Origin of the sequence: Pseudomonas orientalis (genome assembly GCF_022807995.1) — a bacterium.
Classification (GTDB): domain Bacteria; phylum Pseudomonadota; class Gammaproteobacteria; order Pseudomonadales; family Pseudomonadaceae; genus Aquipseudomonas; species Aquipseudomonas orientalis_B.
Map to the genome: position 1 here is coordinate 2,511,924 of NZ_CP094351.1, position 16,903 is coordinate 2,528,826.

Below are 16,903 nucleotides of genomic sequence, written 5' to 3' on the forward strand. Positions count from 1 at the left end.
AACGCGGGGTACCTGAATGAATGCGGTGCCCCAGGGTTTTTCGCGAGCAAGCTCGCTCCTACAGGGACGGGGCAGGCATGAGTTACGCCGAGCTGCATTGCCTGTCCAACTTCAGCTTCCAGCGTGGTGCCTCCAGTGCGCTGGAGTTGTTCGAACGCGCCAAACACCAAGGCTACAGCGCCCTGGCGATCACCGATGAATGCACGCTGTCAGGCATCGTGCGCGCCTGGCAGGCGGCCAAGGCGCTGGAGCTGCCGCTGATTATCGGCAGTGAAGTGCGCATCGAGAACGGGCCGAAACTGGTGCTGCTGGTGGAGAACCTGAGCGGTTACCAGCACCTGTGCCGTTTGATCACCCTGGCCCGACGCCGCGCCGAAAAGGGCCGCTACCGCCTGCTGCAGGAAGACTTCGAGCAACCGCTGCCCGGCCTGCTGGCGTTGTGGGTGGCGCAGGACAGCGACACCCAGGCCAACATTCAATGGCTGCGCCGCACCTTCGCCGAGCGCCTGTGGCTGGCGGTGCATCTGCATTGTGGCCAGGACGATGCGCGCCACCTGGAACAACGCCTGCAACTGGCGGCCAGCCTGCAGATCCCGGCCGTCGCCTGCGGTGATGTGCACATGCATGCGCGCGGCCGCCGAGCCCTGCAAGACACCATGACCGCCATCCGCCATCACGTACCGGTGGCCGAAGCCGGCCTGCATTTGCACCCCAATGGCGAGCGCCACCTGCGCAGTCTCGATGCCCTGGCCGCGCTGTACCCCCAAGCCCTGCTCGACGAAACCCTCGCCATCGCGCGGCGCTGCACCTTCGACCTCGGCCAGTTGCGCTACCACTACCCACGCGAGCTGGTGCCCGCAGGCCATGATGCCGAATCCTGGCTGCGCATCCTCACCAAGGAAGGCATTGCCCAGCGTTGGCCCGAAGGCATCGATCCCAAGACCCTGGCCCAGATCGACAAGGAACTGGAGCTGATCAGCGAACTGGGCTACGAAAGTTACTTCCTCACCGTGCATGACATCGTGCGCTTTGCCCGCAGCCGTTCGATCCTGTGCCAGGGGCGCGGTTCGGCGGCCAATTCGGCGGTGTGTTTTGCCCTGGGTATTACCGAGATCAACCCGAGCCTGAGCAACGTGCTGTTCGAGCGTTTCCTGTCCAGGGAGCGCAACGAGCCGCCGGATATCGACGTGGATTTTGAACACGAGCGCCGCGAAGAGGTGCTGCAATACGTGTTCCAGCGTTATGGCCGCACGCGCGCGGCATTGACGGCGGTGGTCAGCAGTTACCACGCGACCGGCGCGGTGCGCGATGTGGCCAAGGCGCTTGGACTGCCGGCCGACCAGATCAACGCGTTGGCCGAATGCTGCGGGCGCTGGAGCGACGACGCGCCGCCGTTGGAGCGTCTGCGCGAAAGCGGCTTCGACCCGGACAGCCCGTTGCTGCGTCGCGTATTGACCCTGACCCGGCAATTGATCGGCTTTCCCCGGCATTTGTCCCAGCACCCCGGCGGCTTCGTGATTTCCGAATACCCGCTGGACACCCTGGTGCCGGTGGAGAACGCCGCCATGGCCGAGCGCACCATCATCCAGTGGGACAAGGACGACCTCGATGCCGTCGGCCTGCTCAAGGTGGATATCCTCGCGCTGGGCATGCTCAGCGCGATCCGTCGCTGCTTCGATTTGCTGCGCCGCCATCGCCACCAGGATTGGAGCCTGGCAACTATTCCCAAGGAAGACCCGGCCACCTACGCGATGATCAGCAAGGCCGACACCATCGGCGTGTTCCAGATCGAATCGCGGGCGCAGATGTCGATGCTGCCCAGGCTCAAGCCGAAAACTTTCTACGACCTGGTGATCGAAGTCGCCATCGTGCGGCCGGGGCCGATCCAGGGTGGCATGGTGCATCCGTATTTGCGGCGCAGGAATAAAGAGGAAGAGGAAACCTATCCATCGCCTGAATTGGAAGTGGTGTTGAAACGCACCCTGGGCATCCCGTTGTTCCAGGAACAAGTGATGCAGATCGCCATGGTCGCCGCCGACTACAGCCCCGGCGAGGCCGACCAGTTGCGCCGTTCCATGGCCGCCTGGAAACGCCACGGCGGCCTGGAACCGCACCAGCAGCGGCTGCGCGACGGAATGCTCAAAAACGGCTACACCGAAGCCTTCGCCGCGCAGATTTTCGAGCAGATCAAAGGCTTTGGCAGCTATGGTTTTCCCGAGTCCCACGCGGCCAGTTTTGCCTTGCTGACCTACGCCAGTTGCTGGCTCAAATGCCATGAGCCGGCGGCTTTCGCCTGCGCGCTGATCAACAGCTGGCCAATGGGCTTCTACAGCCCGGACCAGATCCTGCAGGACGCGCGCCGTCACCGCCTGCAGATCCGCCCGGTGGACGTGCAGGCCAGCGACTGGGATTGCAGCCTGGAACCCATCGACGGCGGGCAACCGGCGATTCGCCTGGGCCTGCGCATGATCGCAGGGTTTCGCGAAGACGATGGGCGGCGCCTCGAGGCCGTGCGCCAGCGCCGCGCATTCAGCGACATTGCCGACCTCGACGCCCGCGCCGGCCTGGATGCGCGCGCCCAGGCCTTGCTGGCCGATGCCGGCGCCTTGCGCGGGTTGGTCGGTAACCGGCATCAGGCGCGCTGGGAGGTGGCCGGTGTGCAGACCCAACTGGGCCTGTTTGCCGGCCTGCCGAGCCCCGATGAAGCAGACGTGGTGTTGCCTCAACCCACGGTGGGCGAGGACTTGCACGCCGATTACGCCACGCTCGGCACCACCCTGGGGCCGCACCCTTTGACGCTGCTGCGCGCCGAACTGCGCAAGCGCCGCTGCCGCAGTTCCCGGGAGCTGCAGAGCGTGGAGCATGGACGCAATGTGAGCGTGGCCGGGCTGGTCACCGGGCGCCAACGGCCCGGCACCGCCAGCGGCGTGACCTTTGTCACCCTGGAAGACGAGTTCGGCAACCTCAATGTGGTGGTCTGGCGCGACCTGGCCGAACGTCAGCGCAAGGTCCTGGTCGGCTCGCGTCTGCTCAAGGTGGACGGACGCTGGGAGGCGGTGGGCGAGGTGCGGCATTTGATCGCCGGGCGCCTGACCGACCTCTCGCCGCTGCTGGATGGCATGGTGGTGCGCAGCCGGGATTTTCACTGAGGCCAGTGGTTTCTTCGGCTTAAGTTATACAAGATGAAACCATCTACCGCCGCCGCGCTCCAAAAGTTGCAACTGCCTTCTCTTTGCCCAGAGCCCGATCATGCAATTTTTATCCAACCCCCACGGCTGTGAAGGCTGGGCCGGTGAAATGGCCCAGCGGATTCGCGGGTTTGACTGGTCAGGCACCGACCTTGGCCCGATCGATCGCTGGTCCACCAGCCTGGCCTGCACCGTGCAGATGATGCTCGCTTCGCCCGTGCCGATGGTGATGCTATGGGGGCGCGCGGGTTACATGATCTACAACGACAGCTACTCGGTGTTCGCCGGCGGTCGTCATCCGTACCTGTTGGGCACGCCGGTGGAACTGGGCTGGCCGGAAGTGGCCGAGTTCAACCGGCACGTGGTGGACACCTGCCTGGCCGGTGGCACCTTGTCGTTCAACAACAAGGAGCTGGTGTTGTCGCGCAACGGCAAGCCGGAAACCTTGTGGCTGGACCTCTACTACAGCCCGGTGGCCGGCGACAACCAGCAACCGGCCGGGGTGCTGGCGATCGTGGTCGAGACCACTGAGCTGGTCAAATCCGAGCGGGTGCGCCAGGAGTTGACCCACAATCTGGAGCAGCGTGTAGCGGCCGAAGTGCAGGCGCGTTCCGCCGCCGAGGAGCAGTTGCGCCAGTCGCAGAAACTGGAGGCGATTGGCGGCCTGACCGGCGGCGTGGCCCACGACTTCAACAATCTGCTGCAAGTGATCGCCGGCAACCTGCACCTGCTGGCCCGCCATGAGCCGGACAATGCGCAGGTGCAGCGGCGCGTGTCTGCCGCGATTGCCGCGGTGGAGCGCGGCGCCACCTTGTCTTCGCAATTGCTGGCGTTTGCCCGGCGTCAGCCGTTGTCGCCGGCGGTGTACAACCCGCAACGTATCTACGCAGGCCTGGGTGAACTGCTGCAGCGCGCGCTGGGCGAAACCATTCATATCGACGTGCAGTTGCCCCAGGATTCCTGGTGCATCAACGTCGACCGCAACCAGCTGGAAAACGCGCTGCTCAACCTTGCGATCAATGCCCGTGATGCCATGCACGGTGAGGGCGTGATTCGTATCACCGGCGAGAACATCATCCTCAACCCGGCCGACTGCGCGGGCAAAAGCATCAAGCCCGGCGAGTATGTACGCCTGGCGGTCACCGACACCGGCGTGGGCATGCCGTCGACGGTACTCAAGCGCGCGTTCGAACCGTTTTTCACCACCAAGCGCGAGGGGCAGGGCACCGGCCTGGGGCTGAGCATGGTGTTTGGCTTTGTCCGTCAGAGCGGCGGGCATGTCGACATCTGGAGCGAGGAGAACAAAGGCTCGGTGGTGCAGATGTATTTCCCGCGCAGCCTGGAACCGGAACATGTCGAACCGGACATTGACCTGGAGAGCCCTTGCACCGGCCAGGAAACCATTCTGGTGGTGGAGGACAACGAAGGCGTGCGCCTGACCGTGGTGGAGCTGCTCAAGCAGTCGGGCTACACCGTGCTGACGGCCGAAGACGGCGATCAGGCCATGGCCAAACTGCAGTCCGGCCTGCAGCCGGAACTGATCTTTACCGATGTGGTGATGCCCGGCCGCATCAAGAGCATCGACCTGGCCAACTGGGCGCGTGAGCAGGTGCCGCCGATTCCGGTGCTGTTCACCTCCGGCCACACCCGCGACATTCTTTCTTCCAATCATCTGCTGAGCGCCGATATTCACCTGCTGAGCAAACCCTACAGCCCCGACGCCCTGACGCAACGGGTCCGCAGCGTGCTCACCGCCAGACAAGGTTGTCCATGACTTCACAGCGCAACATTCCTTCTCCGACCGCCCAGCACACCGGCTTCGTGCGGGTGCGCGGCGCCCGCGAACACAACTTGCGTAACGTCGACGTGGATATTCCCCGCGATGCCCTGGTGGTATTTACCGGCGTGTCCGGTTCCGGCAAGTCGTCCCTGGCGTTTTCCACCGTGTATGCCGAGGCCCAGCGTCGCTATTTCGAATCGGTAGCGCCCTATGCGCGACGCCTGATCGACCAGGTCGGCGTGCCGGATGTCGACAGTATCGAAGGCTTGCCGCCCGCCGTGGCCCTGCAACAGCAGCGCGGCACGCCGAGTGCGCGGTCCTCGGTGGGCAGCGTGACCACCTTGTCGAGCCTGATCCGCATGCTGTATTCGCGCGCCGGTCGCTACCCGCCGGGGCAGGCGATGCTGTATGCCGAGGACTTTTCGCCGAACCTGCCCCAGGGCGCGTGCCCGCAATGCCATGGCCTGGGCCGCGTGTATGAAGTGACCGAAGCGCTGATGGTGCCCGACCCGTCCCTGACCATTCGCCAGCGCGCGGTGGCGGCCTGGCCGCTGGCATGGCAGGGGCAAAATTTGCGCGACATCCTCGTGACCCTGGGTTACGACGTGGATACCCCATGGCGCGATCTGCCGAAAAAACAGCGCGACTGGATTCTGTTCACCGACGAAACCCCCACCGTACCGGTGTACGCCGGCTTCACCCCGGCGCAGACCCGCGATGCCTTGAAACGCAAGCTGGAGCCCAGTTACCAGGGCACTTTCAGCGGTGCGCGGCGCTACATCCTGCACACCTTCGCGCATACCCAAAGTGCGCTGATGAAAAAGCGCGTGTCGCAGTTCATGCAAGGCAGTGCCTGCCCGTTGTGCGAGGGCAAGCGGCTGACCCGGGCGGCGCTGTCGGTGAAGTTCGCCGGGGTGGATATCGGTGAGCTGTCGCAACTGTCCCTGACCCGCCTGGCCGAGCTGCTGCGGCCAGTGGCGGCGGGGCAGGACAAGATGAAACTGTCGGTGGAAAAACGCCTGGCGGCCCAGCGCATCGCCGAGGATCTGCTCGAACGGGTCACTACCCTCATCGAATTGGGCCTGGGCTACCTGTCCCTGGAGCGCAGTACGCCGACGCTGTCGTCCGGGGAGTTGCAGCGCTTGCGCCTGGCCACTCAGTTGGGCTCGCAATTGTTCGGGGTGATCTACGTGCTGGACGAGCCTTCGGCGGGCCTGCATCCGGCCGATGGCGAAGCCTTGTTCAGCGCGCTTGCGCGTTTGAAAGCGGCCGGCAATTCGCTGTTTGTGGTGGAGCATGACCTGGAAACCATGCGCCGCGCCGACTGGCTGATCGATGTCGGCCCGGCCGCCGGCGAGCACGGCGGGCAAGTCTTGTACAGCGGCCCGCCTGCAGGGTTGGCGCAGGTCGCAGCGTCGCAGACCCGTGAATACCTGTTTGCCGAACCGTCGCCGTTGAATCCAGCGCGGCGTAAACCCAGCGGCTGGCTGAAGCTGCAGGGGGTGACGCGCAACAACCTGAAGAATCTTGCGGTGGATTTCCCGCTGGGCTGCTTCACGGCGGTGACCGGGATTTCCGGTTCGGGCAAATCCAGCCTGGTCAGCCAGGCGCTGCTGGAACTGGTCAGCAGCGGCCTCGGGCGCGTGCTGGAAAGCACCGACGAGCCCAGCCTGGAAGACGCTGCGCCAGCCGCCAGCGAAGGCCGTATCAGCGCCGGGCTGGAGCAGATCCGCCGTCTGGTGCAGGTGGACCAGAAACCCATCGGCCGTACGCCGCGTTCCAATCTTGCGACCTATACCGGGCTGTTCGACAACGTGCGCAAATTGTTCGCCGCCACGCCGGCGGCGAAGAAGCGCGGTTACGACGCGGGGCAATTTTCCTTCAACGTCGCCAAGGGTCGTTGCCCGAACTGCGAAGGCGAAGGGTTTGTCAGTGTCGAGTTGCTGTTCATGCCCAGCGTGTATGCGCCATGCCCGACCTGCCACGGTGCGCGATACAACCCCGAGACCCTGGCGGTCAAATGGCAAGGTCTGGATATTGCCCAAGTGCTGGGCTTGACCGTGGAGCAGGCCGTCGAGGTGTTTGCCGAACAGCCCGGCGTGTTGCGCGCCCTGCAGGTGCTGCGCGATATCGGCCTGGGCTATCTGCGCCTGGGCCAGCCGGCCACCGAGTTGTCGGGCGGTGAAGCGCAGCGCATCAAGCTGGCCACCGAGCTGCAACGCACGGCGCGGGGCGCCACGTTATACGTGCTGGACGAACCGACCACCGGGCTGCATCCCAAGGACGTCGACCGCCTGCTCAGCCAGCTCAATCAGCTGGTGGAGGCGGGGCATACGGTGGTAGTGGTCGAGCATGAAATGCGCGTGGTGGCGCAGAGCGACTGGGTGATCGATATCGGCCCCGGGGCCGGCAACGCGGGCGGGAAGGTGGTGGCCAGTGGTACGCCACAGGCGGTCGCCAACAGCAAGAACAGCCGCACGGCGCCGTTCCTCGCGCGTGAACTTATCTAGTCGGTTCAAGGTGGGAGGGGAGAGCCCGATCGCGGTGGTTCAGGTAAATGGACAGTGACTGATCCGCCGCCATCGGGGGCAAGCCCCCTCCCACAGTTTGATCGCGTTCAGGCCGAAAACTTCATGCATTCGATAAAGCGATCCACCCTGGTCTTGGCAACTTCCAGCAAATGCCACCCAGTCCAATGTTGAAATACAGACAAATGTGGGAGGGGGCTTGCCCCCGATGGCGGTGGGTCAGGTAAATGGATAGTGACTGATCCGCCGCCATCGGGGGCAAGCCCCCTCCCACAGTTTGATCGCGTTCAGGCCGAAGACTTCATGCATTCAATAAAGCGATCCACCCTGGTCTTGGCAACTTCCAGCAAATGCCACCCATCCCAATGTTGAAATACAGACAAATGTGGGAGGGGGCTTGCCCCCGATGGCGGTGGGTCAGGTAAATGGATAGTGACTGATCCGCCGCCATCGGGAGCAAGCCCCCTCCCACAGTTTGATCGCGTTCAGGCCGAAGACTTCATGCATTCAATAAAGCGATCCACCCTGGTCTTGGCAACTTCCAGCAAATGCCACCCAGTCCAATGTTGAAATACAGACAAATGTGGGAGGGGGCTTGCCCCCGATGGCGGTGGGTCAGGTAAATGGATAGTGACTGATCCGCCGCCATCGGGAGCAAGCCCCCTCCCACAGTTTGATCGCGTTCAGGCCGAAGACTTCATGCATTCGATAAAGCGATCCACCCTGGTCTTGGCAACTTCCAGCAAATGCCACCCAGTCCAATGTTGAAATACAGACAAATGTGGGAGGGGGCTTGCCCCCGATGGCGGTGGGTCAGGTAAATGGATAGTGACTGATCCGCCGCCATCGGGGGCAAGCCCCCTCCCACAGATTGATCGCGTTCAGGCCGAAAACTTCATGCATTCGATAAAGCGATCCACCTTGGTCTTGGCAACTTCCAGCAAATGCCACCCAGTCCAATGTTGAAATACAGACAAATGTGGGAGGGGGCTTGCCCCCGATGGCGGTGGGTCAGGTAAATGGATAGTGACTGATCAGCCGCTATCGGGAGCAAGCCCCCTCCCACAGTTTGATCGCGTTCAGGCCGAAGACTTCATGCATTCGATAGAACGATCCACCATGATCTTGGCAACCTCAAGCCAATGCCACCAATCCCACTGTTGACATGCACACAAGCAGGGCGTGGCGCTGATCCATTCCTGGCGCACCACGCTCAGGTATTTATTAGAATTGTGAATTGATTTTTTAACTATTATCAGAATTTTGCATTTAAGGCTGTCTTGAGTGTTCGTTGCCGGAAAACCAGAGAGGTGTGGGGCTTTGGCGCCCAGTCAAGTATCCTGCGCGCCTCGTTCACCACTGATCCAGAGAAGATGACAGGACAAGACATGCAGGCGCTGCTGGAGTCGATCCTCGACGAAGTGCGCCCTCTGATCGGCCTCGGCAAAGTCGCCGACTACATCCCCGCCCTGGCCGACGTACCCGCCAACCAGCTTGGCATCGCAGTATACGGCAACGATGGCGCGGCCTATTGCGCCGGCGACGCCGACACGCTGTTTTCGGTGCAGAGCATTTCCAAGGTGTTCAGCCTGGTGCAGGCCATCGACCACGGCGGCGAAAGTATCTGGGAGCGCCTGGGCCATGAACCGTCGGGGCAACCATTCAACTCCATGGTGCAACTGGAATTCGAACGCGGCCGACCGCGCAATCCTTTCATCAACGCCGGTGCGCTGGTGATCTGCGACATCAACCAGTCGCGCTTCGCCGTGCCGATCCTGTCGATGCGCGATTTTGTACGGCGGCTGTCGGGCAATCCGCAGATCCTGGTCAACAGCGTGGTCGCCGAATCCGAAGCCCAGCATGGTGCGCGTAATGCGGCCATGGCCTACCTGATGAAATCCTTCGGCAACTTCCATAACGATGTGGACGCGGTGCTGCACAGTTACTTCAACTACTGCGCCTTGCAGATGAGCTGCCTGGATCTGGCCCGGGCGTTCAGCTTCCTGGCCAACGAAGGCGTGAGTGCCCACAGTGGCGAACAGATCCTGACCGCGCGCCAGACCAAACAGGTGAACTCGATCATGGCCACCAGCGGGCTGTATGACGAGGCGGGCAATTTTGCTTATCGGGTGGGCTTGCCGGGCAAGAGCGGGGTAGGTGGCGGTATCGTCGCGGTGGTGCCGGGGCAGTTTACCGTGTGCGTGTGGTCGCCGGAGCTGAACGCGGCGGGCAACTCGCTGGCGGGGATCAAGGCGTTGGAGTTGTTGAGTGAGCGGATTGGGTGGTCGGTGTTCTGAGCGTGTCACCGAAATAAACTGTGGGAGGGGGCTTGCTCCCGATGGCGGCCTCGGGGCCGACCAGGATGCTGGATTGGATTGAGTACATATCCGTTTCTGCGGTAACGCCGACTGGCGGTTCCGCTTTTACAGCGGCTCACTTTTGAAAAGCGCAAAAGTAAGCAAAACGCTCTTGCCCCACCACTCGGCACCTCGCCCAGGCTCGGTGTGCCCGAACGCAGGCTTGAATCCGTGGGCCGCCGCAATGGGCCATCCCTGGCCCAGTGCGGCTAACCCGGCGTCCTGCCGGGTTGCCCACGAATTCAAGCCTGCGTTCGGCCAGCGTGGTTTAACGGGGCGCCTGAGATCAAGAGCAAAAGCGCGGCGGCCTTAGAGCCGACCGGTATCATGTGTCGATCCGCGATCCAAATGTGGGAGGGGGCTTGCCCCCGATGCGGTGTGTCAGCCAGCGCTGTTGTCGCTGACCCACCGCCATCGGGGGCAAGCCCCCTCCCACATTTGGATCTTCAGTGTTTTGGAGGATTTTATACGCTCCAGATTTACGTGGCTGGGCAGGCCTCGTCCAGCACCTTGTCCACCATTAGTTGCACGCCTTCAAGCATCCGGCAGATGCCCAGCGCTACATTGCGATGGGTTCCGTCGATTTCGAAAGCAAGGCGGGTGGCGATGTCGGTGATGGATGCCAGGTCCTGGGAGGCGTTGACCAGCAAGGTTTCCGTGCCCAGGTTGGGGCGTACGGTAAAGAGTTGTTCTGGAGGATTGGGGGTGTCTTTGATCATGGTGAAACTCCGTTGACAAGTGGAGCCGCCAGCGTTCGCGGTCAAACGAAGAAGGTGGCAGCTGTACGCGGGTTGACCGACCGGTTGTCAACGAACCCGGCATACCCGAAGGTATCCCGCGCACAACTGCCGCGACACGATACCTCAGGCACAAAAAAAACGCCTGGGATAGGTGCAGGGCGTAGCAGTTCGTTAACAAGGTCGGACGGTCAAATCCGGTCGCTGAATTGGCAGCGACGGCGAGGAGGTTAGCCAGCCAAGTTCCGAGGGACAACCTGAAACGGTTGTGGGATATATCTGAGTGGGCGCAATCCTGTGGGAGGGGGCTTGCCCCCGATGCGGTGGGTCAGCCAGCTCTGTTGTCACTGACCCACCGCCATCGGGGGCAAGCCCCCTCCCACATTTGGATCTCCAGTGCTTTGGAGGATCTACACGCTCTAGTTGATCGTTTACTTGGGATAAAGCGGCGGCAGGCTGGTGGTGTCCAGCGCCGGGTCTTGCTCGCGCTCGGCCACGGGGATGGCCTTGATCGCCCGCCACAGGTCTTCGCCCAGCCAATACTGGCCGCTCTCGCTGTACAGTGCGCCATTGAGCCCGTCCAACGCATCCGATAACGGCACGAAGCGCGCCGCCATGTCGGCCAGGGTTTCCGGTTGCTGGCGCGCCCAGGCGTCGAGGGCCTGGCGGGTGGCCTGGGGGTCGTTGGCCTGGGTGGCGCGCTTGAGGTCGTCGAGCAGGGTGCGCGGGCTGGGTCCGGTTTGCGCGGCGCGTTGTACGGCGGGCTGGCGACGGGCGCGCCACCACAGGCCGAAGCCCAGCAAGGTGGTGCAGGCCAGCAGCAGGGTGCTCAGTTGCCACAGCCACAGGCGTTCGTCATCCGGCGCGGTGATGACAGTCGGCATGGCTGGAGTGTCCACCACCAGGCTCGGGTTGACCGCCACTTGCAAGGTGCGGGCCGGCAGGGTGGTGCGCTCCAGATGATCTTCATGGGTGTTCCACCACACCACTTCCACCGCGGGCAGCTCCAGCGCACCGGCACGGGTGGGCACCAGGGCTTCGCGGTCTTCACGGCTGCCGATCAGGCCGCGGTCACGAGTGTCGTTGCCCAGTACCGGTTGATCCGGGTAGCGACGCAGGCCGTTGACCTCGGTACTGGGCAGCGCCGGCAGTTGCGCGCTGGACAGGCCCTCGACCTTGACCGTGAGGCTGCGCGTCAGCGAGTCACCGACCTGCACATGCTCGGGCACGGGGTTCCAGGCTTCGTCCAGACTCAGGCTGCGTGCCGGCAACCACGGCGCATCGGCGGGGTAGAACTCGGGCTTGGGCTTGACCGTCAGCGCAAGGGGCGCCGTGCTTGCGTGGATCAGCTTGCCCGGCTTGGTGCCCTGCAGCGTGTTCTCCTGCGGCGGGCGCGACTCCACCAACGTGGCGCTGAACGTCTGCGCCGCGATGGTCAATGGCCCGCTGCGCTGGGGGTAGATCGCGTAGCGTGTTTCGATCACACCATGGCGAATGCTGTTGATGACTTTTTCATAGGTGCGCGACTCGCCCAGTTGTTCGACGCGTGCGTCGGGGATTTGCAGGGGCGTGAGGCTGCTGTCGTCATACAGCGACACCGAGTGATATACGCGCACGGTCAACAGCGCCTGGGCCTGCACGTAGACGCTGGTCTTGTCGAGGCTGGCTTCGACGAACACCGGCGCCAGTTCGGCGCTGGTGTTCTGGCTGGCGGTTTCCACCACCTGCAGGGTGATCGGCTGGGTCTTGAGTTCGCCCACTTGCAGCGGCGGGATCACCACCGTGCCATTTTCCCTGGGCAGCAGCGTAATGATCCAGCGCGTGGTCGCGTGGTTATCGCCGCCCAGGGTGGTGAGCTGGTTGATCTGGCGCGTGCCGCTGACTTCGAACTGCGCATCCAGGGGCGACAGGTCGGGCTTGCCGAACTGGGTCACATCGCTGGACTCCACCGTCAGTTCCACCGTTTCCCCGGAATTGAGGCGGCTGCGGTCGACGCTGGCGACCAGGTTCGCCGCCTGGGCGTGGCTTGCCGACAAGGCGAGCAAGAGCAGAAGGGGGGTGCGGCGGCTCATCGAGTCTTGTCCTGATGCTGTTGCTGTTCGTACCAGAATTTGCGCCGCAGCAGCTCACCGGGGTTGTCCGGGATCTGCTGCAGCCATTGCTCCAGCGCCTGGCGATGCTCGCCTTCAAGGCTCGCTTCGGCGGGGCGCAGCGGCGGCGTGGTGGTGTGCTCGTCGCCCAGCTCGCTGCCTGGCACGTCGTTGCTGCCGGTTAGCGGCGTGCTGGCGGTGTCGGTCGCGCCGTTGCCGGTCTGGCCCTGGCCCTGAGTGGATTGCTCACCACCCTTGGCATTTTGCCCGTCGGCGCCCGGTTGTGCAGTCTGGCCGGGTTGGGTGGTTTCGTCATCCTGGTTTTTTTCGGGTTCGTCGGGCTCGGGTTGCGCTTGCTGCTGCAGCAGGCTTTCCACCAGTGCCTTGTTTTTCAGGGCCGGTTGCAGGTCGGGCTGGGCTTCGAGCGCCTGCTCATAGGCGTCGACGGCAGCTTCCAGCGCACCGGACCGGGCCAGGGCGTTACCCCGATTGTAGTGGGCATAGGCGTTGTCGGCTTCGGCAAAACGCTTGATGGCCTCGGCATAGTTACCCGCTTCGTACAGGGCCACGCCTTGCCATTGCGGGTCCTGGAAGCGTTCGGCGGCCTCGGCGGGGCGTTTTTTCTTCAGCAGATACTGGCCCTGCTGGTCGGGACGCAGCCACAGGTCCTGGAAGTCGAAGGCGTAGCTGGGCTGGGGTGCGGCCATCAATAGCAGCGGCAGGCAAAACAGCCAGCCGCGCCGTCCCGCGCAGGCGGCCAACAGCAGCAGCGGCAGGAGCAGCCAATAACCCTGGTCGGCCCAGGTGTCCAGGCGCAGCAGTTGGCCGTCGTCGCGCAGGGCTTGGGGCGCATCGAGTACGCCCAATTGCCGCAGGTCTTTGTCGTCCAGGCGCGCCGCTCGGTAGCGGCCGCCCATTTCGCTGGCGAACGCCTTGAGGGTCGGGCTGTCCAGGCGCGGGATCAGGATCGCGCCCTGTTCGTCCTTGAGGAATTCGCCGCTTTCCTGGGTGACCGGCGTGCCTTCACGGCTGCCGATGCCGAGGATCGACAGGCTCGGCGCCTGGTTACCTTGCAGCAGCAGCCGAATGCCCTGGCGCTCCTGCTTGGACAGCGACGAGCCGATCAGCAGCAGGCGCCCCTGGCCGAGGCCGCCGTGCTTGAGCAGGGCCAGGGCTTTGTCCACGGCCAGGTCCGCGCGGTGGCCGGGCTCGGGCATGATCGAGGGGCGCAGCGCTTCCAGCAGGTTCCGGCTGGTGGCCAGGTCATCGGACAGCGGCACCAGGGTATGGGCGCTGCCGGCATACACAACGATGGCGGTTTGCGCATCAGTGCGCGCTTGCAGCAAGTCGTACAGCTTGCGCCGCGCCTGTTCCAGGCGGTTGGGCGGGCTGTCGGTGGCGAGCATTTCGGGGGTCAGTTCCAGCAGCACCACCAGCGGGTCGGAATGCTTCTGGCTCAGTTGTTCAACCCGTTGCCAGCTGGGGCCCAGCAGCGCCAGCAAGGCCAGCAGCCAGGCGATGCCCAGCACGACCCAGGGGGATTTGCTTTCGCGACCGTTGCCGCCACTGAGCAGTACGGCGTGGAAGGCTGGCGGCAGGATGATCTGCCAGCGCCCGGCGCGCTTTTGCCGGTGCCACAGTTGCCAGAGCAACCAGCCGAGCAGCGGCAACAGCAACAGCCACCAGGGACGCAGCCAGTGCGGCCAGAGCGCGATCATCGACGCCTCCGCAAGCGCAGGCGCTGGAGGCGCTGGCGCCATTCAGGGCTCTGCGGCCGGAACAGGCGCTTGCTCGACAGTTTGTCGTACAGCCGCTGCAAGGCGTTGTTCGGCCAGCGCTCTTGCACCACCAGCAGCACGCTCAGCAGCAGCGCCAGGGCCAGAGGCCCGCTGTACAGTGCGCGGGCAGGGCGGGCCCGGGTGGGTTGCTGCTCGACCGGCTCAAGGGTGTCGAGGGTGGTCTTGATCTGTTCCAGCTCCTTGCCATCACGGGCGCGGAAATACTGGCCGCCCGTGGCCTCGGCGATGGCCCTGAGCGCCGGTTCGTCGAGGTCCAGGCTCGGGTTCACGCCAAGAATACCCAGGGAGCCGGTCTGCTCGGGGTCGGCACCGATGCCGATCGGATAGATTTTCACGCCTTCGTCGGCGGCCAGGCGTGCGGCGGTGAGCGGGTCGATCTGCCCTGCATTATTGGCACCGTCGGTTACCAGGATCAGCACGCGGCTTTGCGCCGGACGCTGGCGCAGGCGTTTCAAGGCCAGGCCGATGGCGTCGCCGATCGCGGTGTTCTTGCCGGCAATGCCGATGCGCGCTTCATCCAGCCAGGTGCGTACGGTGCGCCGGTCGAAGGTCAGCGGCGCTTGCAGGTAGGCCTGGCTGCCGAACAGGATCAGGCCCACGCGGTCGCCCTCGCGTGCCTCAAGAAAGTCTCCGAGCAGGTGCTTGACCAGGGCCAGGCGGCTGACGTCCTCGTCCTGCCAGTGCATGTCGGGAAAATCCATGGAACCGGAGACATCCACGGCCACCAGCAAGTCGCGGCCACTGGCGGCAATCGGCAGCGGCTCGCCGAGCCATTCCGGGCGTGCGGCGGCGGTCAACAGCAGCAGCCACAGCACCACGAAGGGGGCCTGCTGGCGCCAGCCCGGCAGGTTGATCCGGGCGCGGCGCCGGGCCAGGCTTTCGAGGTCGTTGAGGTAGCTGACTTTCAAGGCCGGCTCGCCACTGTCGGCCACCGGCAGCACAAGGCGCATCAGCCACGGCAAGGGCAACAGGGCAAAGATCCACGGCCAGGCGAACTCAAACATGTTTGCGAATCCAGGTGTCGACGGCTTGGGTCAGACCGGCGATGGCCTTGTCGTCGAGTTTGCATTCTGGCTTGTAGGCGCCTTCGACCAGCACCATCCAGCGCGTGAGGCCGGCGGCGGGGCAGCGGTTATCCAGGAACGCCAGCCATTTGCGGCCGTTGAGGGTGTGGCTTTGGCTGTAGGGGTAGTCGTTGCGGCACAGGCGCTTGAGCAAGCCATTGAGTTGTTGCAGCCAGGCACCGGCGGGCGCGCCGTCATAGGGCTTGGGCATCAGCGCCAGCTCAGCCAGCGCCGCGATGCGCAGCGGGTCCAGCGGTTGTTCGGCGCGGGCCACAGGCTGACGGGCGGGCAGCCAGCGCCGCAGTCGCCACAGGCCCCAGCCGAGCAACGGAATCACCAGCAACAGCAACCACCAGCCCGGCGCAGGCGGCCAGAAGCCGATGGCCGGCGGGGCGATCAAGGGTTGCAGTTGGTCCAGGCTGCTCATTGTTTTTTGACCGGGCGTTGCGGGTTGAGGTATTCGCGCAATTGCTCGACCATTTCACTCTGGGTACTCAATGGCATCAATAACACCCGCAGTTTCTGCGCCAGCCGCTCCCAGCGGGCGATGCGCGCTTCGGCCTGGGCCTTGTAGGCCTGGCGCAAGTCGACATTCAGCGTATCCAGTTCCAGTTGCGCGCCTCGTTGCGCAAAGCGCAGCAACCCGGCGGCGGGCAGGGCGTGGTCCAGCGGGTCGGAGATGGGCAACAGCAGCAGGTCGCAGTGGCGTGACAGCAGGCTCAACTGTTGCTCGGCGCCTTCGGTGAGCGCGCGCTCATCACAGATCACAATGCCCAGGCTGCCTGGACGCAGCACTTCGCGGCCACGGCGCAGGGCCATGCCCAGCGCGTCGGCTTCAGGAAGGCTTTCGGTTGTGAGACTCTGGTTGACCCGCACCAGGCGGTTAAGCAGTTGCAGCAGGCTTTGCTTGCTGCGCCGGGGTTTGATTTCGTAGTGCTCGCTGTCGCCGAACACCAGGCCGCCCACACGGTCGTTATGCCCCAGCGCCGCCCAGCCGATCAGGCTCGCGGCTTGTGCGGCGAGCACCGATTTGAACATCTGCCCCGAGCCGAAAAACAGCCGGCAGCTCTGCTCGACCATGATGAAAATCGGCCGTTCGCGCTCTTCGTGGAACAGTTTGGTGTGGGGCTCCTGGGTGCGCGCCGTCACGCGCCAGTCGATGGTGCGCACGTCGTCCCCGGCCTGATACACGCGCACCTGGTCGAAATCCACACCGCGCCCGCGCAGCTTGGAGTGATGCAGGCCGATCAACGGGCTGCGCTGGCCGGGCGTGGAAAACAATTGCACTTCACGCACGCGATGGCGCATCTCGATCAACTCACTGAGCGTGACGTGGATACCCGCGCTCGCATTCATCGAC

10 protein-coding genes are annotated in these 16,903 nt (G+C 64.0%); 4 read left to right on the top strand and 6 right to left on the bottom strand.

Annotation, left to right across the window (positions count from 1 at the left end; all coding sequences use genetic code 11):
- The first annotated feature begins 77 nt into the window (after positions 1 to 77).
- From MRY17_RS11150 to glsB, 4 genes are all read left to right on the top strand, one after another.
- Positions 78 to 3,149, top strand: coding sequence for an error-prone DNA polymerase (locus MRY17_RS11150; protein WP_243353767.1), 3,072 nt, complete (start codon positions 78 to 80; stop codon positions 3,147 to 3,149).
- Positions 3,150 to 3,249: 100 nt separating this feature from the next.
- The gene (locus MRY17_RS11155) at positions 3,250 to 4,962 is read left to right on the top strand and encodes an ATP-binding protein (RefSeq protein ID WP_124432470.1); all 1,713 of its coding nucleotides are present in this window, start codon (positions 3,250 to 3,252) and stop codon (positions 4,960 to 4,962) included.
- The gene (gene uvrA, locus MRY17_RS11160) at positions 4,959 to 7,478 is read left to right on the top strand and encodes an excinuclease ABC subunit UvrA (RefSeq protein ID WP_243353768.1); all 2,520 of its coding nucleotides are present in this window, start codon (positions 4,959 to 4,961) and stop codon (positions 7,476 to 7,478) included. Before MRY17_RS11155 ends, uvrA begins: the two co-directional genes overlap by 4 nt.
- Positions 7,479 to 8,884: 1,406 nt before the next feature.
- Positions 8,885 to 9,793: a glutaminase B gene (glsB, locus tag MRY17_RS11165; RefSeq protein ID WP_191953379.1), complete on the top strand. Its 909-nt coding sequence runs from the start codon at positions 8,885 to 8,887 to the stop codon at positions 9,791 to 9,793.
- 539 nt (positions 9,794 to 10,332) lie between these two features.
- Here the strand turns inward: glsB and MRY17_RS11170 are convergent.
- The 6 genes from MRY17_RS11170 to MRY17_RS11195 form a co-directional block, all read right to left on the bottom strand.
- The gene (locus tag MRY17_RS11170) at positions 10,333 to 10,572 is read right to left on the bottom strand and encodes a DUF6124 family protein (protein ID WP_181285093.1); all 240 of its coding nucleotides are present in this window, start codon (positions 10,570 to 10,572) and stop codon (positions 10,333 to 10,335) included.
- A 449-nt stretch (positions 10,573 to 11,021) separates the two neighbouring features.
- The gene (locus tag MRY17_RS11175; protein WP_243353769.1) at positions 11,022 to 12,662 is read right to left on the bottom strand and encodes a BatD family protein; all 1,641 of its coding nucleotides are present in this window, start codon (positions 12,660 to 12,662) and stop codon (positions 11,022 to 11,024) included.
- Positions 12,659 to 14,398 (bottom strand): tetratricopeptide repeat protein, encoded by a 1,740-nt coding sequence (locus MRY17_RS11180; protein WP_243353770.1) that lies wholly within the window; start codon positions 14,396 to 14,398, stop codon positions 12,659 to 12,661. The genes MRY17_RS11175 and MRY17_RS11180 overlap by 4 nt, the downstream gene beginning before the upstream one ends.
- Positions 14,395 to 15,483: a vWA domain-containing protein gene (locus MRY17_RS11185; protein ID WP_191953317.1), complete on the bottom strand. Its 1,089-nt coding sequence runs from the start codon at positions 15,481 to 15,483 to the stop codon at positions 14,395 to 14,397. The genes MRY17_RS11180 and MRY17_RS11185 overlap by 4 nt, the downstream gene beginning before the upstream one ends.
- Positions 15,476 to 15,970 carry a DUF4381 domain-containing protein gene (locus MRY17_RS11190; RefSeq protein WP_124432476.1) on the bottom strand — a complete coding sequence of 165 codons (495 nt, stop codon included), beginning with the start codon at positions 15,968 to 15,970 and terminating at the stop codon, positions 15,476 to 15,478. The genes MRY17_RS11185 and MRY17_RS11190 overlap by 8 nt, the downstream gene beginning before the upstream one ends.
- A complete protein-coding gene (locus MRY17_RS11195; protein ID WP_181285760.1) occupies positions 15,967 to 16,899 on the bottom strand; it encodes a DUF58 domain-containing protein in 933 nt (310 codons plus the stop codon). The genes MRY17_RS11190 and MRY17_RS11195 overlap by 4 nt, the downstream gene beginning before the upstream one ends.
- Between the last annotated feature and the right edge of the window lie 4 nt (positions 16,900 to 16,903).

Coding starts and splice junctions, on each gene's coding strand:
- MRY17_RS11150 (WP_243353767.1), top strand. CDS start 78: ATGAGTTACGCCGAGCTGCATTGCCTGTCCAACTTCAGCTTCCAGCGT.
- MRY17_RS11195 (WP_181285760.1), bottom strand. CDS start 16,899: ATGAATGCGAGCGCGGGTATCCACGTCACGCTCAGTGAGTTGATCGAG.
- MRY17_RS11180 (WP_243353770.1), bottom strand. CDS start 14,398: ATGATCGCGCTCTGGCCGCACTGGCTGCGTCCCTGGTGGCTGTTGCTG.
- MRY17_RS11190 (WP_124432476.1), bottom strand. CDS start 15,970: ATGAGCAGCCTGGACCAACTGCAACCCTTGATCGCCCCGCCGGCCATC.
- MRY17_RS11155 (WP_124432470.1), top strand. CDS start 3,250: ATGCAATTTTTATCCAACCCCCACGGCTGTGAAGGCTGGGCCGGTGAA.
- glsB (WP_191953379.1), top strand. CDS start 8,885: ATGCAGGCGCTGCTGGAGTCGATCCTCGACGAAGTGCGCCCTCTGATC.
- MRY17_RS11185 (WP_191953317.1), bottom strand. CDS start 15,483: ATGTTTGAGTTCGCCTGGCCGTGGATCTTTGCCCTGTTGCCCTTGCCG.
- uvrA (WP_243353768.1), top strand. CDS start 4,959: ATGACTTCACAGCGCAACATTCCTTCTCCGACCGCCCAGCACACCGGC.
- MRY17_RS11170 (WP_181285093.1), bottom strand. CDS start 10,572: ATGATCAAAGACACCCCCAATCCTCCAGAACAACTCTTTACCGTACGC.
- MRY17_RS11175 (WP_243353769.1), bottom strand. CDS start 12,662: ATGAGCCGCCGCACCCCCCTTCTGCTCTTGCTCGCCTTGTCGGCAAGC.